Genomic DNA, 18287 nt, shown 5'->3' with positions numbered 1-18287 from the left:
GCCACAAGTGATTGCAGCCCGCGCGACGGCGCGATACCGCAATGACAAAGGAGCCTCGCCGTGTCCCACCAGACCCTGCCCGACCAGGTCGACCTCGTCGCCCTCACCGCCGATCTTGTCCGCTGCGCCTCCGTCACGCCCGAAGAGGGCGGCGCACTCCGGCTGCTGGAGCGCCTGCTCACCGCCGCCGGCTTCGATTGCAGCCGGGTCGATCGCGGTGGCGTGTGCAATCTGTTCGCCCGCTGGGGGCCGAAAGGCGCGGCGCGAAGCTTCGGCTTCAACGGCCATACGGACGTGGTGCCCGTGGGCGATGCCGCGGCCTGGAGCGTCGATCCCTTTGGCGCCGAGATCCGGGACGGTGTGCTCTGGGGCCGGGGCGCCGTGGACATGAAATCCGGCGTCGCGGCCTTCGTGGCCGCCGCCGTGGATTTCGTGCGCGAAACACCGCCCGAGAGCGGCGCCGTGGTGCTCGCCATCACCGGCGACGAAGAGGGCGATGCGCAGGACGGCACCCGCGCCCTGCTGGACTGGATGGCCGCGCAGGGAGAGGCGATGTCGGTCTGCCTGGTGGGAGAACCCACGTCGCCCGACCACATGGGACAGATGATCAAGATCGGGCGCCGCGGCTCGCTGTCGGCCTTCTTCACCGTGCGCGGGGTGCAGGGCCACGCGGCCTATCCGCACCGGGCCTGCAACCCGCTGCCGGCGATGGCCCGGCTGATGGACAGCCTCTCGACCAGCAACCTCGATCACGGCACCGACCATTTCGATCCCTCGACGCTTGCCGTGGTCACGATCGACACCGGCAACCCGGCCACCAACGTGATCCCGGCCGAGACCCGGTCGACCGTCAACATCCGCTACAACGACCTGCATTCCGGCGCCGCCCTCTCCGACTGGCTCCGGCAAGAGGCCGCCTCGGTCGCCGATACCTTCGGCGTCCAGATCGACATGGAGGTCAAGAATTCCGGCGAGGCGTTCATAACCCCCCCGGGGGCGCTGTCCGACCTCGTCGCCGCCGCGGTCACGGCGGTCACCGGCGTGACCCCCGAGCTGTCCACCACGGGCGGCACCTCCGATGCGCGCTTTGTCAAGGATCACTGCCCGGTGGTCGAATGCGGCCTGGTCGGCAAGACCATGCACCAGGTGGACGAGCGTGTGCCGGTGGATGACATCGCCCAACTCAAGGCGATCTACACCCGCATCCTGTCGGACTACTTCGCAGCCTGAAATCACCGAATCACGCCGGGGCCCACCAGCCAACCGCCCCCGTGCCTTCATTGCCTTCCCAATATCCCCGCCGGAGGCATCCGGCATCGGCCAGCCGCGCCTCCGTTTCCCGATGACGCGCCCGGCCGGACATGCTAGCCCTCACCCATGGCCCGTATTCCGTCTCGCGACGAGGTTCTTCAATGGATCTCCGACAATCCCACCCAGACCTCCAAACGCGACATCGCCAAGGCTTTCGGCCTGAAGGGCGCCGACCGGATCGACCTCAAACGCGTCCTCCGGGAACTCGAGGCCGAAGGCCAGCTTCAGAAGCGCCACAAGAGCTATCGCGACCCCGACCGCCTGCCTCCGGTGTCGATCCTGCAGGTGACCGGCCCCGATGCCGACGGGGATCTTCTGGCCCGCCCGCTTGAATGGCATGGCGGCGGGCCCGAGCCGAGCATCCTCCTGCTCCCACGCGAGAGCGATCCGGCGCTGGGCGCGGGCAACCGCATCCTGGCCCGGCTGACCGAGACGCCCGGCGAGGACCACGCCTATACCGCCCGGCTGATCCGCCGGATCGGGTCGAACCCGCTGCATGTGCTGGGAATCTTCCGCAAGGGCTCCGAAGGGGGCCGGATCGCCCCGATCGACAAGGGGTCGGACAAGGAATGGGCCGTCGCCGCCGGAGAGGACCACGGCGCCCGCGACGGCGAGCTGGTCGAGGCCGAACAAGCCGGGCCGCGCGGCCGGATGGGGCTGCCCCGGGCCCGCATCACCGGCCGGCTCGGCGATCCGAGCCAGCCCCGCGCCGTCAGCCTCATCGCGATCCACCAGCACGGCATCCCCGACCGCTTTCCCGACGAGGCCGTGGCCGAGGCGGACCGGCTCAAGCCAGCCGGGCTCAAGGGCCGCGAGGACCTGCGCGAGCTTCCCCTGATCACGATCGACCCCTCCGACGCACGCGACCATGACGACGCCTGCTTCGCCGAGCCCGACAGCGTCCCGGACAACGACGGCGGCCACGTGATCTGGGTCGCCATTGCCGATGTCGCCCATTACGTCCGGGCGGGCACGGTGCTCGACCGCGAGGCGCGCAAACGCGGCAACTCGACCTATTTCCCCGACCGCGTGGTGCCGATGCTGCCCGACCGGCTTTCGGGCGATCTCTGCTCGCTGCACGAGGGCGTGCCGCGCGCCTGCATCGCCGTGCGGATGCGGGTCGATGCAGGCGGAGAGCTGCTGGATCACAGCTTCCACCGGGGCCTCATGCGCTCACCCGCCTCGCTGAACTACGAAGAGGTGCAGGCCGCGATCGACGGCCAGCCCAATGACAGGACGGAACCGCTGCTCGAACCGGTGCTGAAGCCGCTCTACGCCGCCTATGAGGCGCTCAAGATCGCGCGAAACGCGCGCCAGCCGCTCGACCTGGACCTGCCCGAGCGCAAGATCGTCCTGTCCGACGCGGGCGAGGTGGCCAGCGTGGATTTCAAGGACAGGCTCGACGCGCACAAGCTGATCGAAGAGTTCATGATCCTCGCCAATGTCGCCGCGGCCCGGGCGCTGATCGCCAAGAAGACGCCGCTTCTGTTCCGCGTCCACGAAGAGCCCGACCCCGACCGCCTGGATGCCCTGCGCGAAACGGCCGAGTCCGCGGGCCTGGTGCTGGCCAAGGGGCAGGTCCTCAAGACCTCGCACCTCAACCGGCTGCTGGCGCAGGCCGAGGGCTCCGACCAGGACGAGCTGATCAACATGGCCACCCTGCGGTCGATGACCCAGGCCTATTACAGCCCGCAGAACTTCGGCCATTTCGGGCTCGCCCTCAAGAATTACGCCCATTTCACCTCGCCGATCCGGCGCTATTCCGACCTGATCGTGCACCGGGCTCTGATCACCGCGCACGGCTGGGGCAAGGACGGTCTCTCGCCGGACGAGATCGAGGGCCTTGAGGAGACGGCCAAGCACATCTCGGAGACCGAGCGCCGCTCGATGACCGCCGAGCGGGACACCACCGACCGCTACCTGGCCGCCTTCCTCGCCGACCGGATCGGGGCCGAGATGGGCGGGCGGATCAGCGGGATCGCGAAGTTCGGCGTGTTCGTCCGGCTCGACGGCTCGGGCGCCGACGGGATGATCCCGATCCGCACCCTGGGCAACGAGTTCTTTCACTACGACCGCGACAGCCAGACCCTGATGGGCGCCGACACCGGCACCGAGATCCGCCTGGGCCAGCGCGTCACGGTGCGCCTGGTCGAGGCGACGCCGATCACCGGCGGGCTGATCGTCGAGCTGATCGACCTCGCGGGCGAGCCGATCCCCAAAAGCACCCGCGGCGGCGGCCGGCCGGGCAAGCCGCCCCGGCGCAAGGCGGGGGCGGCCAAGAAGAAATCCGCCAAGGTCGCGCGCAAGGTCAAGCGCACCCGGCGCTAGGGTCTTGCCTGGCCGTGGCAAGCGGCTAGGCTCTGGCCCGGAACCTCGGCCCCGGACACCCGCGCGGAACGCCCGGCCCCGAAAACCCGGGCCAGAAGACCGGGCCCAGAAAGATCAGGCGCAGAGCACTCGGCGGAGAACACCATGCGGCAGACAATCGCGATGATACTGGCCATGGGGCTTGCCCTGCCCGCGGCGGGTCATGCACAGGGGGCCCTGGGCAACCTGGCGGAGGAGACAAGCGTGCGGGACGGTGAAATCGGAGAGGGGCAGTTTCAGACCTGGCTGTCCGGGTTCCGGGACAGGGCGCTCGAGCGGGGTCTGACCGAGGCGACGCTGGACCGGGCGCTGGCGGGCGTCAGCTACCAGTCCGACATCATCGCGCTGGACCGCAACCAAGCCGAATTCGTCAAGCCGATCTGGACCTATCTCGACACCGCCGTCTCGGACCTGCGGGTTTCCAACGGGCGGGCCGCGGTGGCCGAGCACGGCGCCCTGCTGGACCGCATCGAGGACCGTTATGGCGTGGACAGGCACGTGGTCGCCGCGATCTGGGGTCTCGAGAGCGCCTATGGCACGTTCCGGGGCCGCACCGACACGCTCTCGGCGCTGGCGACCCTGGCCGCGGATTCCCGGCGCGGCGCCTTCTTCGAGGGCCAGCTGATCGCGGCGCTGCGGATCCTGCAGGCGGGCGATGCGCGGTCCGGCGACCTGCGGGGCAGCTGGGCCGGGGCAATGGGCCATACCCAGTTCATGCCGACGTCTTATCTCGCCTATGCCGTGGACTGGGACGGGGACGGGCGGCGCAACATCTGGGGCGACGATCCGGCCGATGCGCTGGCCTCGACGGCGGCCTATCTTGCGCGGTTCGGCTGGGTGCCGGGCCAGCCCTGGGGCGTCGAGGTGCGCCTGCCGGAGGAGTTCGATTATCTGCTGGCGGATCGGGACGTGACCCGGATGCCGAGCCAATGGGCCGAGATCGGCATCGTCGCCACGGACGGAACATCGGTGCCGGACCACGGGTCGGCCTCGATCCTGCTGCCGGCGGGGCACGAGGGCGCGGCATTCATGATCTTCGACAACTTCGCCGCCATCGAGCATTACAACACGGCCGATGCCTATGTGGTTGCCGTGGGCTACCTCGCCTCGCGGATCGCCGGCGGCCCGGAGCTGGAGGCGCCCTGGCCGCGCCACCTGCGCGGCCTGTCCGGGGACGAACGGTTCGAACTGCAACAGCTGCTGACCGACGCGGGCTTCTCGACCCAGGGCGTCGACGGCAAGATCGGGCCGAACACGGTGGACGCGATCCGCGCCTACCAGGTGGCAGAGGGGCTGTTGCCCGACGGATATGCCTCGACCACGCTGCTCGACAGGCTTCGGTGACCCCGCCGCCTGCGGTTGCCAGCGTCTCGGGGTCTCAGGTCCCGGCGGCCTGGCGGGCGTATTCCGCCGCATCGAACCACCCGCGCGATGCCATCACCTTGCCGTCTGCGCTTAGGTCGCACTCCTCCCAGCCGCGGATGTTCAGAGGGTTGCCGCGGGCCGCGTCGTGTCCGGTGAAGGTCCAGACATAGACGGCGTGGTCGCCTGCCATGCGGATATCGTCGCAGGTCAGGCCGAGGTCGGGCACGTCCGCATGGAACCCCGAGGCCATGTCCGCGACCCGCGACCGGCCGAGCCACGGCTCTCCGGCGTTGATGACGATGCTGCCGTCCTCGGCGAAAAACGAGGCCACGGCGTCGGCCGAGCCGGAATTCCAGGCTGCGGGGTCGTCGTGCGCGAGGCTCGAAAGCGCCTGTGATGTCAGTGCCATGGCGCCGCTATTGGTATTTGATGCGATATGGCTTCGATCTTTGCCGAGACCGTGGCCCTGCGCCAGCGCGACGGCGCGCCGCGAACGTCAGATCCGCCCGGCGAACTCCGCGAGGACGCTGGCATAGACCTCGCGCTTGAACGGCACGATCAGGGCGAGCGCGGCGTCCGGCGCCACCCATTTCCATTCCGAGAATTCAGGATGCTCCGTGTCGATCCGGATCTGGTCGTCCTGCCCGTGAAACCGGGCGAGCAGCCATTTCTGGGTCTGACCGCGAAACTTGCCGTTCCAGCGTGTCGCGGCGACTTCGGTGGGGAAATCATAGGCGACCCAGTCTGCGGTCTCGGCCTCGACGGTGACAAGCTCGGCGCCGACGCCGGTTTCCTCCTGCAATTCGCGCAGGCCCGCGTCGCGGGGGCCCTCGCCGGGGTCGATCCCGCCCTGGGGCATCTGCCAGGCCGGCGTCGTCCAATCCGCGCGCTGGCCAACGAAAACCTGGCCCGCCGGGTTCGCGAGCACCACGCCCACGCAGGGGCGATAGGGACGGCGGGCGATAGTGTCTGAGGTCATCTCGGGCCTCCGTGTCTACACCCGCCCCTGATGCCAAGGCACGCGGCGGATGGAAAGGGGGCCCGCCGCTGCCGCGCCCGCCAGGCATTGTCCCGGAGTGGGGGGGGGGGGAGAGGTCCCGCCCCGACAATTCGGGGCGGGGGACGGGGCGCTATTGCCGGGCGGGGCCCAGCGCGGACAGGCCCTTGAGGATGTCGATGGCATAGGCCAATTGATAATCCTCTTCGCGCAGGGCTGCGGCGGCCTCGGCGCGGGCGCGGTCGGATTCAAGCTGCTCCAGCTCTTCGGGCGACAGGCTGTCGTTGTCGAGCGCTCCGCGCAGGTCGGCTTCGGATCGGAACTGCGGCGTTTCCTCTTCCTCGGCCTCGGTCGCGGTGGGGTCGACGCGGGGCTGTTGCACGATGATGTCGGGCGAGATGCCCAGCGCCTGGATCGACCGGCCCGACGGCGTGTAATAGCGCGCCGTGGTCAGCCGCATCGCCGCATCCCCGCGCAGGGGCATGACCGTCTGGACCGACCCCTTGCCGAAGCTCTGGGTGCCGACAACGATGGCGCGGCGGTGATCCTGAAGGGCGCCGGCCACGATCTCGGACGCCGAGGCGGAGCCGCCGTTGATCAGCACCACGATGGGCTTGCCCTCGGCCAGATCGCCCGGCCGCGCCTGGTAGCGGTCGCTGTCGGCGGCCTCGCGGCCCCGGGTCGAGACGATCTCGCCCTCTTCGAGGAAGGCGTCCGACACCCGGATCGCCTGGTCCAGCAGACCGCCCGGGTTGTTGCGCAGGTCGAGGACGAAGCCGTTGACGTTTTCCATCCCGCCGGCGGCCTCCACCTGTTCGGCCAGCCCCTCGGAGAGGTTGCCGTAGGTCTGGTCGTTGAACGTGGTGACGCGCAGGACGACCGAGTCGCCCTCGGTGCGGGTGCGCACGGCGGTCAGGCGGATGGTGTCGCGGACGATCGAGACGTCGAAGGGTTCGACCGTTTCCTCGCGCACCACGGTGACCGTGATCTCGGAGCCGACGGGGCCGCGCATCAGCTCGACCGCCTCGTCCAGCGTCAGGCCCAGCAGCGATTCGCCGTCGACGGCGGTGATGAAATCGCCGGCCATGATGCCGGCGGCGTCGGCGGGGGTGCCGTCCATCGGCGAGACGACCTTGACGAAGCCCTCCTCCTGCGTGACCTCGATGCCCAGCCCGCCGAACTGGCCGCGGGTCTGCACCCGCATGTCGGCGGCGTCCTCGGGCGAGAGATAGCTGGAATGGGGGTCGAGCGAGGTGAGCATCCCGTCGATCGCCGCCTCGATGAGGTCCGATTCATCGACCTCCTCGACGTATTGGGCGCGGATCCGCTCGAATATGTCGCCAAACAGGTCGAGCTGCTCGTAGACGCTCGCCGATTGCATGTCTTCCTGCGCGAGCAGGGGCCCGACGAATTGTGTCGTGACCAACCCGCCGCCGATGATTCCGGCTGCGGCCGCCATGGCGAATTTCTTCATTCTGTTCTCCCTGAAAGAGGTGCGAACCAGTCGCCCGGATCGGCTGTATCCTGCCCGTCTCTGACCTCGACATAAAGGGTCTCGGAGCGGGGCGCATCCATCCCCTGCGCCGCTTCGGTCAAAATCGCTTGAGCGTTGGGTGTTTCGCCGGGCATCAGGCCAAGCGGCGCGCCCTCGGGCACGACCTCGCCGGGGTTGCCATAGACCTCGCCGAGGCCGGCCAGAACGATCAGCACGTCGGGCGCGGGCTCTATGATCGAGACGTTGCCGAGGTCGAGCAGCGGGCCGGCATAGCGGATCGTGGCGGCGGCGGGGGCGGTCACCAGTGCGCGGGGGCGGGTCGCGAGGATCCAGCCCGGGCGCACGGTTCCGGCCGCGTCGGCCTCGCCGTAGCGGCGGATCAGCGTGCCCTGCACCGGCGCCGGAAGGCTGCCGCGCCGGGCACGGGCGTCGGGCGCGGGGGCGTCGCCCTCTGCGGCGATCGACACCGACAGGCCGTCGGCGAAACCGGCAAGCGTGTCGGTGGCGGCCACCAGGGTGGCCATCCCGACGCGGTCCTCGACGAAGCGCCGGGGCAGGTCGGTGCGTTCCGAGATCGCCTGGGACAGGGCGGTCCGGCTGTCCTGCACGCCGCGCATCCCGGCCTCGAGCGTCGCGGCGGCGTCCTGCTGAAGGTTCGACAGGACCGACAGCTCTTCGAGCCGGGTACGCAGCTCTTCGGCCTCGGCCTGAAGCGCGGGGGTGATCTCGGACAGGATCATGCCCGACCGCGCGGTGCCGATCGGGCCGCTTGGGTGCAGCAGCAGCAGCGGGGTGGGCGCGGCGCTCATGGTCGTGAGCACGCCCACGAGGCGCGAGACTTCGTCCCGCCGGGCCTCGAATTCCAGCCGGATCGCCCGCTCTCGGATGGCAGCGCGGCGCAGCCCGTCGCGCAGCGCCACCAGCCCGTCCTCGTAGGCGCGGACGGTCTCGGTCAGCGCGTCGACGCGGGCGCGGCCGGTCGTGGCCTCGGACAGCATGATCGCGGCATTCTCCAGCCGGGCCGCGGCGGCCTCGGCGGCGGCGGCCGGGTCGGTCTGGGCCGTGGCGGTCGTGCCCGTCGAGAGGCAGAAAAGAAGCGCGAGCGCCCGGATCATCTGTCGATCAGGCTCCGTCCGGTCATCTCGGGCGGCAGCTCGAGCCCCATGAGGTCGAGCACCGTCGGCGCAAGATCGGCGAGCCGCCCGTCATGGACCCGCGCCCCGTCCGGGGCACCCACGACGATGACCGGCACTGGGTTGGTGGTGTGGGCGGTGTGGGGCCCGCCGGAGTCCGGGTCGATCATGGTTTCGCAATTGCCGTGATCGGCGGTGACGATGATCGCGCCGCTCACGGCCTCCAGCGCATCGAGCGCCCGGCCGAGGGCCGTGTCCACCGCCTCGCAGGCCTTGATGGCGGCGGGGATCGACCCGGTGTGGCCGACCATGTCGGGATTGGCGAAATTGACGACGATCATGTCGTAGCGGGCCTCGATCGCGCCGACGAGGGCATCGGCGACCTGGGCGGCGGACATCTCGGGCTGCAGATCGTAGGTGGCGACCTTGGGCGAGAGCGGCATCTTGCGGTCCTCGCCCTCCTCCGGAGTCTCCTTGCCGCCGTTCAGGAAGAAGGTGACGTGGGGATATTTCTCGGTCTCGGCGACGCGGAACTGGGTCAGCCCGTGGGCGGCGACCCAGGCGCCGAGGGTGTTGGCGATCTTCTGTTTGGGAAAGACCGAGGTGTACCAGGCGTTGTGGTCGGTCGAGTAATCCACCATCCCCAGCCTTGCGGCGAGGTCGGGGGCCGGCCCGCGGTCGAACCCGTCGAATTCGGGGTCCGCCAGGGCCCGCAGGATCTCGCGCGCCCGGTCGGCCCGGAAGTTGAGGCAGAAGACACCGTCGCCCCTGGCCATGCCGGCATAGTCGCCGATCACCGTCGCCTCGATGAATTCGTCGGTGACATCCGCCTCGTAGGCGGAGTCGATCGCCGCGAGCGGGGTGTCGGCATGGGCGCCTTCGGCATTCGCCATGGCGTCGTAGGCGGTTTGCACCCGGTCCCAGCGGTTGTCTCGATCCATGGCGAAGTAGCGGCCGATCACCGTGCCGATGCGGACGCCTTCCGGCAGCTCGTCGATGAACGCCGAGACGAAGTCACGGGCGGATTTGGGGGCGACGTCACGGCCATCGGTGATGGCGTGGATGCAGACGGGCAGGCCCTCGTCCGCCAGCATGTTCGCGGTCTTGACCAGGTGCGCGACCGATCCGTGAACGCCGCCGTTGGAGATCACGCCGATGAGGTGCGCCGTGCCGCCGGTCTCCTTGAGCGTCGCCACGAAATCGGTGAACGCGGGCTGGGTGCCGTATGTGCCTTCCTCGATGGCGAGGTCGATCTGGCCGAGGTCCATCGCCACCACGCGCCCCGCGCCGATGTTGGTGTGGCCGACCTCGGAATTGCCCATCTGGCCCATGGGCAGGCCCACGTCGGGGCCGTGCGTGATCAGCGTGGCATGGGGGCAGCAGTCCATGATCCGGTCGAAGTTCGGGGTCGCGGCGAGGGCTGGCGCGTTGCCCTGGGGGGCGTCGCGCAGGCCCCATCCGTCGAGGATGCATAGGACGACTGGTTTGGGCGTTGCCATGGGAACCTCCGTTCGTTGCGCCCTTGTAACGCGGGGACGCGGTGGAGGGTAGGGGATGCGCGGACCTGCGCCCAATTGCGCCGGCGGGCCGGGTCGAGGCCTTCGATCTGGTCGAGGTGGGTGTCGAGCACGGCATCGGGGAGCAGGCCTGCATAGGTCTCATGCCAGGTCTTCAGGTGGAAGGGGGGCGCATTTTGGGCGCGGGGTTCTTTCCCTCCCGGATGGGCGCGACCATTTGCGTCTGTCGGATGCCTCCGGCGGGGATATTGAGGAGGCAATGAAGACCGTTTCCCTCCGGCCCTTTGATCGGTAATCGTCGGGGCCATGAGTGTGGAGACATTGTATCGGGCCCGCGTGGCTGACGGGACCCTGCTGCCCGATCCGGTGCAGGAGGCCGTTCTGCCCGAGCTGGAACGAGTGCGGGCAAATCTGTCGGTGCCGGTCCGCAGGGGGCTTTTCCGCAAGGCGCCGGAGGCGGTGAAGGGGCTCTACCTTTGGGGCGGGGTGGGGCGCGGCAAGTCCATGCTGATGGATATGCTGGTCGAGGCGGTGGATGTGCCGAAGGAGCGCCGGCATTTCCATGCCTTCATGCAATGGGTCCACCACGAGATGGGCGAGGCCCGCAAGCGCGGCGTCGACGACGCGATCAAGCCGGTGGCGGACGATCTGGCCGGGCGGATCCGCCTGCTGGCTTTCGACGAAATGCAGATCAGCGACATCGCCGACGCGATGATCGTCGGCCGCCTGTTCGAGCGCCTGTTCGACAAGGGGGTTACCGTCGTGACCACGTCGAATCGGCCACCGGACGACCTTTACAAGGACGGGCTGAACCGGGCCCTGTTCCTGCCGTTCATCGAGCTTTTGAAGCAGCGGATGGTGGTGAAGGAGCTGGCCAGCGAGACCGACCACCGGCAGGGCAAGTTCGCAGGCTCCCAGACCTATTTCTCGCCCGCCGACGCCACCGCCCGAGCGGCGCTTCAGGATATCTGGGACCGGTTGACCGGCGGTGTGAGCGAGCCCCTTGTGCTGCACGTCAAGGGCCGCCAGGTCGAGATCCCGGCGTTTCACAACGGGGTGGCGCGGGCCTCGTTCTACGATCTGTGCGGGCGGGCGCTGGGGGCCGGGGATTACCTGGCGCTGGCCGAGGCGGCGCGGGTGCTGGTGCTGGAGAATATCCCGCGGCTGTCGCGGTCCAACTTCAACGAGGCGCGGCGGTTCGTGACGCTGATCGATACGCTCTACGAGGCGAAGGTGAAGCTGTTCTGCTCGGCCGCGGCGCAGCCAGACATGCTTTATGTCGAGGGCGAAGGCTCGTTCGAGTTCGAGCGGACGGCGAGCCGGCTCATCGAGATGCAGTCGGACGGTTGGGGCCGGTCATAGGGCCGGTCACAGCGAAGGGATCAGCAATCCCTGGCCGGGGCTGACCCGGGCCGAGCTGTCGAGGGCGGCGGCATTGGCCGCGGCGATGCGCGGCGCCAGGGCGGCATCGCCATAGAGGGCCGCGGCGATCGTGGCAAGGGTGTCGCCCGGCCGGACGACGTAGGTCAGGGGACGGGCCGCGGGGGCTGCGGCGAGGGTCGGCGGGGTGCTGCGCACCAGCCGCCCGTCGGACAGGGCCGCCTCGAAGGCCGCGCTGGAGGCGGGCGCGGCGGGGGCCAGCGTGGTGGCGTAGGTCTCTGCGCCGCGCTGGGCCGCGACGACGAGCAGCAGTGCGGCCGCCGCGCCGGTCAGGACCATCGTGCGGGGACTCGGGAGCGCTGCCGCGGGACGGCGGATTGCGAATGTCATGGCCGTTTGCCTGTATCTGAAGCCGCATCATTGGGGCGGCGGCGGTTTGTCGTCTGCTCTTGGCGTGAGTCTAGCTTGGTGCCGACCGGCCTGTCAAACCTTCCTGGGGGCGCCGGGACCCGAAATCCGGACACCGAAAACCGGACCCTGAAAACAAAGGGACGGGCCGAAGCCCGCCCCTTCGCCCTGCCAAGGTCGTGCCCCTCAGTCGGGGATCATCAGGACTTGCCCCGTCTCGAGCCGCCCGCTCGCGCTGAACGCGGCGGCGTTCGCCTCGACGATGCGCAAGTAGGCGCCGGGGGCGCCGTAAAACTGCTCGGCGATGCTGCCGAGGGTGTCGCCGGGGGCGACGGTATGGCTGCGCCCGGCCGGGTCGCGGAACCGCGCCAGGTGGACGAGGCCGGAGGCCGTCATCAGGCGGTCCGGCATGTCGACGCCGGGCCGGGCCGTGGCCGCGTCGATCAGCCTGTGGATCTCGTCCTCGTCCCGCCCCTCGGCGAAGGCCTGGGCGAGGGTGGCTTTCAGCGCCTCGGTGGAGCCGGGGACCGGCAGAGCCGGCACGGGGGCCTTGGCGACCGCGACCGGACCCGTCTGCGGGCCGACGGCCGGGGCGGGCTCCGGGCCCAGCAGCTCGGAAAGGTCCGACAGGGCGGCGGCGGTGCGGCGCAGCGCCAGGGCATCGCGGGCCGGGATCTCGGCGGGGAAGGGATCGGCGGCGCGCGTCACCCCGACATCCGGCGCCAGAAGCGGCCTGTCAGAGCGGAACATCACGTAGCTCGACAGGATCAGAACCGCCGCGCCGAGGCCGAGGACGGACCGGATCATGGCCGCACCGATGGCTGGTGCGCGGGCGGGCGTGACGGACGCTGACCCATGGCGATGAACATCTTCGACCCCCGGACGCGGGCCGGAAATACGGCCGCTGTCTCTCTACATCTAGAGGGAGAGGTGATTCGCCGTCAACATGAGATGATTCGGCTGGGCGCTTCCGAAGGCATATTTTCGCGCAGCACGTGGCCCGCGAGGTAGAGAGACCCGCAAATGAGCAGCCGCGCCCCGGGGTGGGCACCCGAGATCGCCGCCAGCGCCGAGCGCAGGTCAGGCGCCTCGTCCACCTGCGCGATGCCGGCGGCACGGGCGGCGGCGGCGGTCTCGGCAGCAGGCAGGGTCGCGCTCTCGCCCGGGATGGCCAGGGCGGTGAGGCCCCGGACATGGTCCGCGAGCGGGGTGAGGTAGCCGCCGATGTCCTTGGTGCGCAGCATGCCGCAGAGCAGATGCGTGGGCCGCGGCGGCATCCGGCCCAGCGTCGCCGCCAGCGCACGGCCCGCAGCCGGGTTGTGACCGCCGTCCAGCCACAATTCGCAAGGTCCGACGATCTCGACCAGGGGGCCGCTGCGCAGCCGCTCCATCCGGGCGGGCCAGTGGGCGCGGGTGACGGCGGCTTCGCAAGCGGCCTCGAGCGCGGGCGCGGGCAGGTCGAGCTGGCGCAGGGCGGCCAGCGCCGCGCCTGCGTTGCCGATCTGGTGCGGGCCGGGAAGGTTGGGCAGGGGCAGGTCCAGCAGACCTGTCTCGTCCTGAAACACCAGGCGTCCGCGCTCTTCGGCCGCGTGCCAGTGTTGGCCGTGGACAAGCAGCGGGGCGCCCACGCGGGCGGCGCGGGCCTCGATCACGTCGAGCGCCGCGTCGTGCTGGGGGCCGACGATACAGGGCACGCCGCGCTTGAGGATGCCGGCCTTTTCGCCCGCGATCTCGGCCAGGGTCTCGCCCAGGTACTGCTGGTGGTCGAGGTCGACCGGGGTGATGATCGTCAACCTTGGCCGCGCGATCACGTTGGTCGCGTCCAGCCGGCCGCCGAGCCCGACCTCGAGCAGGGTCATGTCCGCCGGCGTCTCGGCCATGGCAAGCAGGGCGGCGACCGTCGTGATCTCGAAATAGGTGATCGGCACGCCGCCGTTCGCGGCCTCGCAGCGGTCGAGCATCTCGGCCAGGCGCTCTTCGCTTATCAGCGCGCCGGCGAGGCGGATGCGTTCATGAAACCGGGCGAGATGGGGCGAGGTATAGGCGTGTACGCGCTGGCCCGCGGCCTCCAGCCCGGCACGGATCATCGCCTGGGTCGAGCCCTTGCCGTTGGTCCCGGCGATGTGGATCACCGGGGGCAGGCGGTCCTGCGGGTCGCCGACGGCCTCCAGCAGGCGCCAGACACGGTCGTGCGTGAGGTCGATGACCTTGGGATGGAGGGACATCATCCGCCGCAGGATGACGTCGGAGGTGGCTGTCACGTGGGGGTCTCTTCAGGGGCGGGCGCGTCCTGTGCCGCCTGGGGTTCGGGCGTGGCGGGTGCGGGCAGCTTGCCCTTGATCGCGGGGTCCAGGCCCAGCATCATCCGGACGATGGTGATCAGCTCGTCGCGCAGGTCGGTCCGGGCGGTCACCCGGTCGAGCATCCCGTGGTCGAGCAGGTATTCGGCGCGCTGAAAGCCCTCGGGCAGCTTCTCGCGGATCGTCTGTTCGATGACGCGGGGCCCCGCGAAGCAGATCAGCGCCCCCGGCTCGGCGATCTGCACGTCCCCCAGCATCGCGTAGGACGCGGTGACCCCGCCGGTCGTCGGATGGGTCAGCACGACGATATAGGGCAGCCCCGCCTCCTTGAGCATCTGCACCGCGACGGTCGAGCGCGGCATCTGCATCAGCGACAGGATCCCCTCCTGCATCCGGGCGCCGCCGGCGGCGGAAAACAGGATCAGCGGGCGGTGCAGCTCTACCGCCTTTTCGGCGGCGGCGATGATGGCGTTGCCGACATACATCCCCATTGACCCGGCCATGAACGAGAAATCCTGCGCCGCGGCGACAATCGGTGTGCGGCCGATCTCTCCGGTGGCGACGAGCATCGCCTCGTCCTCGCCGGTGGCCTTCTGGGCGGCCCGGAGACGGTCGGGATAGCGTTTCTGATCGCGGAAATGCAGCGGGTCTACCACCGGTTCGGGCACCGGCACCTTCGCGAAGGCGCCGCCGTCGAACAGCGCGGCGAAACGGTCGCGCGGGGTCAGCGGCATGTGGTGGCCACAGTTGGTGCAGACGTTTAGATTGTCCGCAAGCTCGCGGTGAAAGAGCATGGTGCCGCAATCGTCGCATTTCTTCCACAGGTTCTCGGGCACGTCGCGGCGCGAGAAGATGGAGGTGATGCGGGGGCGGACGTAGTTGGAAATCCAGTTCATGCGGGCCTCTTGGCGTTCGCCCCATCAAATATGCCCCGTGGCCCGCGAATGCAATCAAGCGGAACGATTGCCCGCATGCGCGGAATCGCGCAAGGATGACCGGGTTCGCAAGAGGAGACGCCTGAATGATCCGTTTGACTGGCCTGATGGCCGCCTGCCTGTTGGTCACGGCCTGTGACGACATGGCCCTGCCGGAGTTGCCGGGCCTTCGAAATACCGCCGCTTCGGGCCCGGCCGCCCGGGAATACCCGGTGCAGGACGCAGCCTGTGTCAGCGCCGTGCGGACGCGGATGCGGACGGTCAACGTGCGGGTCGAGTCCCGTGATCCCGAGGGCGATCTGGTGCGCGTTTCCATGCTGGTCGGCGCCGATTCCGCGCCCTGGACCTGCACCTCGGACGCCGCGGGCAATGTCTCGAACGTGGGCCCGGTGGGTGCGCCGGCCCCCGCCGCACCGATCTCTGCCACCCCGTCCCCTGCCGCGCCGTCCCCGGCCCCTGCCGCGCCACCGCCGCCCGCCGCGGCCCCCACGCCGCCGCCCGCCGCGCCGATGGCCGACCCCGGCTGAGATCCGGACCCCGGTCCCCCGGCGGCGGGCGGCCTCCGAATACGGGCGAACGGGTCACAGATCGCGGGCCCCGGCGCTTCTGTCTTGCCGCCTGATCTGACGTTGTCTAGACCTGTGGCAAATATCAGATCCGGGGAGGGCCATCCGATGCTCAAGGGCAAGTGGGACAAGTCGAAACTGCCAAGCCGCCATGTGACCGAGGGCCCTGCCCGCGCACCACATCGGTCGTATTACTACGCGATGGGCCTGACCGAAGAAGAGATCGCCCAGCCCTTCGTCGGCGTCGCGACCTGCTGGAACGAGGCCGCGCCGTGCAATATCGCCCTCAACCGGCAGGCCCAGTCGGTCAAGATGGGCGTCAAGCACGCCAACGGCACGCCGCGCGAATTCACCACGATCACCGTGACCGACGGCATCGCCATGGGCCACGAGGGCATGCGCTCTTCGCTGGCCTCGCGGGATGCGATCGCCGACACCGTCGAGCTGACCATGCGCGGCCATTGCTACGACGCGATCGTGGGCCTTGCGGGCTGTGACAAGTCGTTGCCGGGGATGATGATGGCGATGGTGCGGCTGAACGTGCCGTCGGTCTTCATCTACGGTGGCTCGATCATGCCGGGCCGCTACCAGGGCCGTGATGTGACCGTTCAGGACGTGTTCGAGGCGGTGGGCCGTCACCAGGCCGGCCAGAACTCCGAAGAGGAATTGCGTGCGCTGGAGCGGGTCGCCTGCCCGTCGGCCGGGGCCTGCGGTGGCCAGTTCACCGCCAACACCATGGCCTGCGTGTCCGAGGCCATCGGCCTCGCCCTGCCCAATTCGTCCGGCGCCCCCGCCCCGTACGAGAGCCGCGATTCCTACAGCACGGCCTCGGGCGAGGCGGTGATGAACCTGCTCGAAAAGAACATCCGCGCCCGCGATATCGTCACGCTGAAATCTCTGCAGAACGCCGCCCGCGTTGTGGCCTGCACCGGCGGGTCGACCAATGCCGGCCTGCACCTGCCGGCGATCGCCCATGAGGCGGGGATCGACTTCGACCTGTTCGACGTCTGCGACATCTTCCGCGATACGCCCTATTTCGTCGACCTCAAGCCCGGCGGCGCCTATGTCGCCAAGGACCTTTACGAGGCTGGCGGCGTGCCGGTCGTGATGAAGGAGCTGCGCAAGGCCGGGCTGATGCACGAGGATTGCATCACCGCGACCGGCCGCTCCATCGGCGAAGAGCTCGACCTGATCGAGCGCGAGGCCGATGGCCGTGTGATCTATCCCGTCGACACGCCGATCACCAAGACCGGCGGTGTCGTCGGCCTCAAGGGCAACCTCGCCCCGGAGGGCGCGATCGTGAAGGTCGCGGGCATGTCCGAAGAGGAACAGGTGTTCACCGGCCCCGCCCGCGTCTTCGAGAACGAGGAAGAGGCGTTCGAGGCCGTGAAGGCCCGCACCTACAAGGAAGGCGAAGTCCTTGTGATCCGCAACGAGGGCCCCGCCGGCGGCCCCGGCATGCGCGAGATGCTGTCGACCACCGCGGCGCTGTCCGGCCAGGGCATGGGCAAGAAGGTGGCGCTGATCACCGACGGCCGCTTTTCCGGGGCGACGCGCGGCTTCTGCGTGGGCCACGTCGGCCCCGAGTCGGCCCATGGCGGGCCCATCGCGATGCTGAAGGACGGCGACGTCATCACCATCGACGCGATCTCGGGCGAGCTTTCTGTCGCCCTGAGCGACGAGCAGCTGGCCGAGCGCAAGGCAGCCTGGTCCGGTGCCCGCGAGACGGAATACGCGAGCGGCGCGCTGTGGAAATACGCGCAGCTCGTCGGCTCTACCCGGCTGGGGGCCGTCACCCATCCGGGCGCCCGCAAGGAGCGTCACGTCTACATGGACCAATGATGCGCGGCGGTCTCGTCCTCGCGGCGCTCCTGCTGTCGGCCTGTGCCGGCGGGGAGGGTGCGCCCGGGGGCGGCGGCCTTCTGTCCTTCCTGTCCCCGGCCAGCCGGGCGCCGCAGGACAGCATCTCTGTCTACGGCGGCTCTGTCACGGTGCGGGGCCCCAACGGCTATTGCGTTGATCCCGCCGCCAGCCGCGCCACCAGCGGCTTTGCCGTGATGGCCAGCTGTGCCCGGACCGCCAACGCAGATCGCCAGCCCCGGCTGGATGCGCTGATCACCGCCCAGGTGGGCCGCGCAGGAAGCGCGATGGTCACGGGCTCGGAACCGGCGCTGAGCGCCCTGCTGGCCGGCCCCACGGGGCGCGACATGCTGTCGGACGGCCAGCCCGTCGCCGTGAGCGGCGTGGATCAGACCCCCGGTGTCGTCTTCGTCAATTTCACCGAGACCGAGAGCACGGCCCCCGTGGCCCCGCCCCTGATGCGGGCGTTCTTCGACATCGGCGACAGGCTGGTGACGGTCAGCATCCGCCCGGTGGAGGGCTCCGACCTGGATGTGACCTCGGAACGGCTTCTGATCGCCGAGACCATCGCCGCGTTCCGATCGGTCAACGCGGGGGACGTCTAGAGGCTGTTGCGGATTTGGCAACATATTGTCGGATAAGGTCCAGCGCCC

At 69.6% G+C, this 18287-nt stretch carries 16 protein-coding genes; 7 read left to right on the top strand and 9 right to left on the bottom strand.

Annotated elements, in window-relative coordinates:
- Positions 1-60 precede the first annotated feature (60 nt).
- The 3 genes from dapE to ROA7023_RS13125 all read left to right on the top strand — a co-directional run bounded on the left by dapE (position 61) and on the right by ROA7023_RS13125 (position 5022).
- Positions 61-1230, top strand: a complete 1170-nt coding sequence (dapE, locus tag ROA7023_RS13135; protein WP_234992202.1) for a succinyl-diaminopimelate desuccinylase — start codon at positions 61-63, stop codon at positions 1228-1230.
- A 147-nt stretch (positions 1231-1377) separates the two neighbouring features.
- Positions 1378-3639 (top strand): ribonuclease R, encoded by a 2262-nt coding sequence (rnr, locus tag ROA7023_RS13130; RefSeq protein WP_085879498.1) that lies wholly within the window; start codon positions 1378-1380, stop codon positions 3637-3639.
- 144 nt (positions 3640-3783) lie between these two features.
- A complete protein-coding gene (locus tag ROA7023_RS13125) occupies positions 3784-5022 on the top strand; it encodes a lytic murein transglycosylase (protein ID WP_085879497.1) in 1239 nt (412 codons plus the stop codon).
- A 34-nt stretch (positions 5023-5056) separates the two neighbouring features.
- Here ROA7023_RS13125 and ROA7023_RS13120 read toward each other — a convergent pair whose 3' ends face one another.
- From ROA7023_RS13120 to gpmI, 5 genes are all read right to left on the bottom strand, one after another.
- A complete protein-coding gene (locus tag ROA7023_RS13120) occupies positions 5057-5452 on the bottom strand; it encodes a nuclear transport factor 2 family protein (RefSeq protein WP_085879496.1) in 396 nt (131 codons plus the stop codon).
- A gap of 87 nt (positions 5453-5539) precedes the next feature.
- Complete coding sequence (locus tag ROA7023_RS13115) at positions 5540-6022, bottom strand: RNA pyrophosphohydrolase (RefSeq protein WP_085879495.1); 483 nt, start codon at positions 6020-6022, stop codon at positions 5540-5542.
- A gap of 151 nt (positions 6023-6173) precedes the next feature.
- Positions 6174-7514: a S41 family peptidase gene (locus ROA7023_RS13110; protein ID WP_085879494.1), complete on the bottom strand. Its 1341-nt coding sequence runs from the start codon at positions 7512-7514 to the stop codon at positions 6174-6176.
- Positions 7511-8650: a murein hydrolase activator EnvC family protein gene (locus ROA7023_RS13105; protein ID WP_085879493.1), complete on the bottom strand. Its 1140-nt coding sequence runs from the start codon at positions 8648-8650 to the stop codon at positions 7511-7513. Before ROA7023_RS13105 ends, ROA7023_RS13110 begins: the two co-directional genes overlap by 4 nt.
- Positions 8647-10167, bottom strand: a complete 1521-nt coding sequence (gene gpmI / locus ROA7023_RS13100; RefSeq protein ID WP_085879492.1) for a 2,3-bisphosphoglycerate-independent phosphoglycerate mutase — start codon at positions 10165-10167, stop codon at positions 8647-8649. Before gpmI ends, ROA7023_RS13105 begins: the two co-directional genes overlap by 4 nt.
- A gap of 324 nt (positions 10168-10491) precedes the next feature.
- Between gpmI and zapE the strand changes: the two genes are divergently transcribed.
- Positions 10492-11547, top strand: a complete 1056-nt coding sequence (zapE, locus tag ROA7023_RS13090; RefSeq protein ID WP_085879490.1) for a cell division protein ZapE — start codon at positions 10492-10494, stop codon at positions 11545-11547.
- A gap of 6 nt (positions 11548-11553) precedes the next feature.
- Here zapE and ROA7023_RS13085 read toward each other — a convergent pair whose 3' ends face one another.
- From ROA7023_RS13085 to accD, 4 genes are all read right to left on the bottom strand, one after another.
- Entirely contained in the window at positions 11554-11955 is a 402-nt protein-coding gene (locus tag ROA7023_RS13085) for a LysM peptidoglycan-binding domain-containing protein (protein WP_085879489.1), read from the bottom strand.
- Between the two features lie 204 nt (positions 11956-12159).
- Positions 12160-12780 (bottom strand): LysM peptidoglycan-binding domain-containing protein, encoded by a 621-nt coding sequence (locus tag ROA7023_RS13080; RefSeq protein ID WP_085879488.1) that lies wholly within the window; start codon positions 12778-12780, stop codon positions 12160-12162.
- A 134-nt stretch (positions 12781-12914) separates the two neighbouring features.
- Positions 12915-14201, bottom strand: coding sequence for a bifunctional folylpolyglutamate synthase/dihydrofolate synthase (locus ROA7023_RS13075; protein ID WP_143535554.1), 1287 nt, complete (start codon positions 14199-14201; stop codon positions 12915-12917).
- Between the two features lie 29 nt (positions 14202-14230).
- Positions 14231-15169, bottom strand: coding sequence for an acetyl-CoA carboxylase, carboxyltransferase subunit beta (gene accD / locus ROA7023_RS13070; RefSeq protein WP_085879486.1), 939 nt, complete (start codon positions 15167-15169; stop codon positions 14231-14233).
- Positions 15170-15294: 125 nt separating this feature from the next.
- Between accD and ROA7023_RS13065 the strand changes: the two genes are divergently transcribed.
- From ROA7023_RS13065 to ROA7023_RS13055, 3 genes are all read left to right on the top strand, one after another.
- A complete protein-coding gene (locus ROA7023_RS13065; RefSeq protein ID WP_085879485.1) occupies positions 15295-15735 on the top strand; it encodes a hypothetical protein in 441 nt (146 codons plus the stop codon).
- A gap of 147 nt (positions 15736-15882) precedes the next feature.
- The gene (gene ilvD / locus ROA7023_RS13060; protein WP_085879484.1) at positions 15883-17616 is read left to right on the top strand and encodes a dihydroxy-acid dehydratase; all 1734 of its coding nucleotides are present in this window, start codon (positions 15883-15885) and stop codon (positions 17614-17616) included.
- A complete protein-coding gene (locus ROA7023_RS13055) occupies positions 17616-18239 on the top strand; it encodes a hypothetical protein (protein ID WP_143535550.1) in 624 nt (207 codons plus the stop codon). The genes ilvD and ROA7023_RS13055 overlap by 1 nt, the downstream gene beginning before the upstream one ends.
- Positions 18240-18287 lie beyond the last annotated feature (48 nt).

The sequence above is a fragment of the Roseisalinus antarcticus genome (assembly GCF_900172355.1).
Lineage (GTDB): Bacteria > Pseudomonadota > Alphaproteobacteria > Rhodobacterales > Rhodobacteraceae > Oceanicola > Oceanicola antarcticus_A.
Note: the sequence above shows the minus strand (reverse complement) of the source record. Positions and strands in the feature narration are given on the sequence as shown.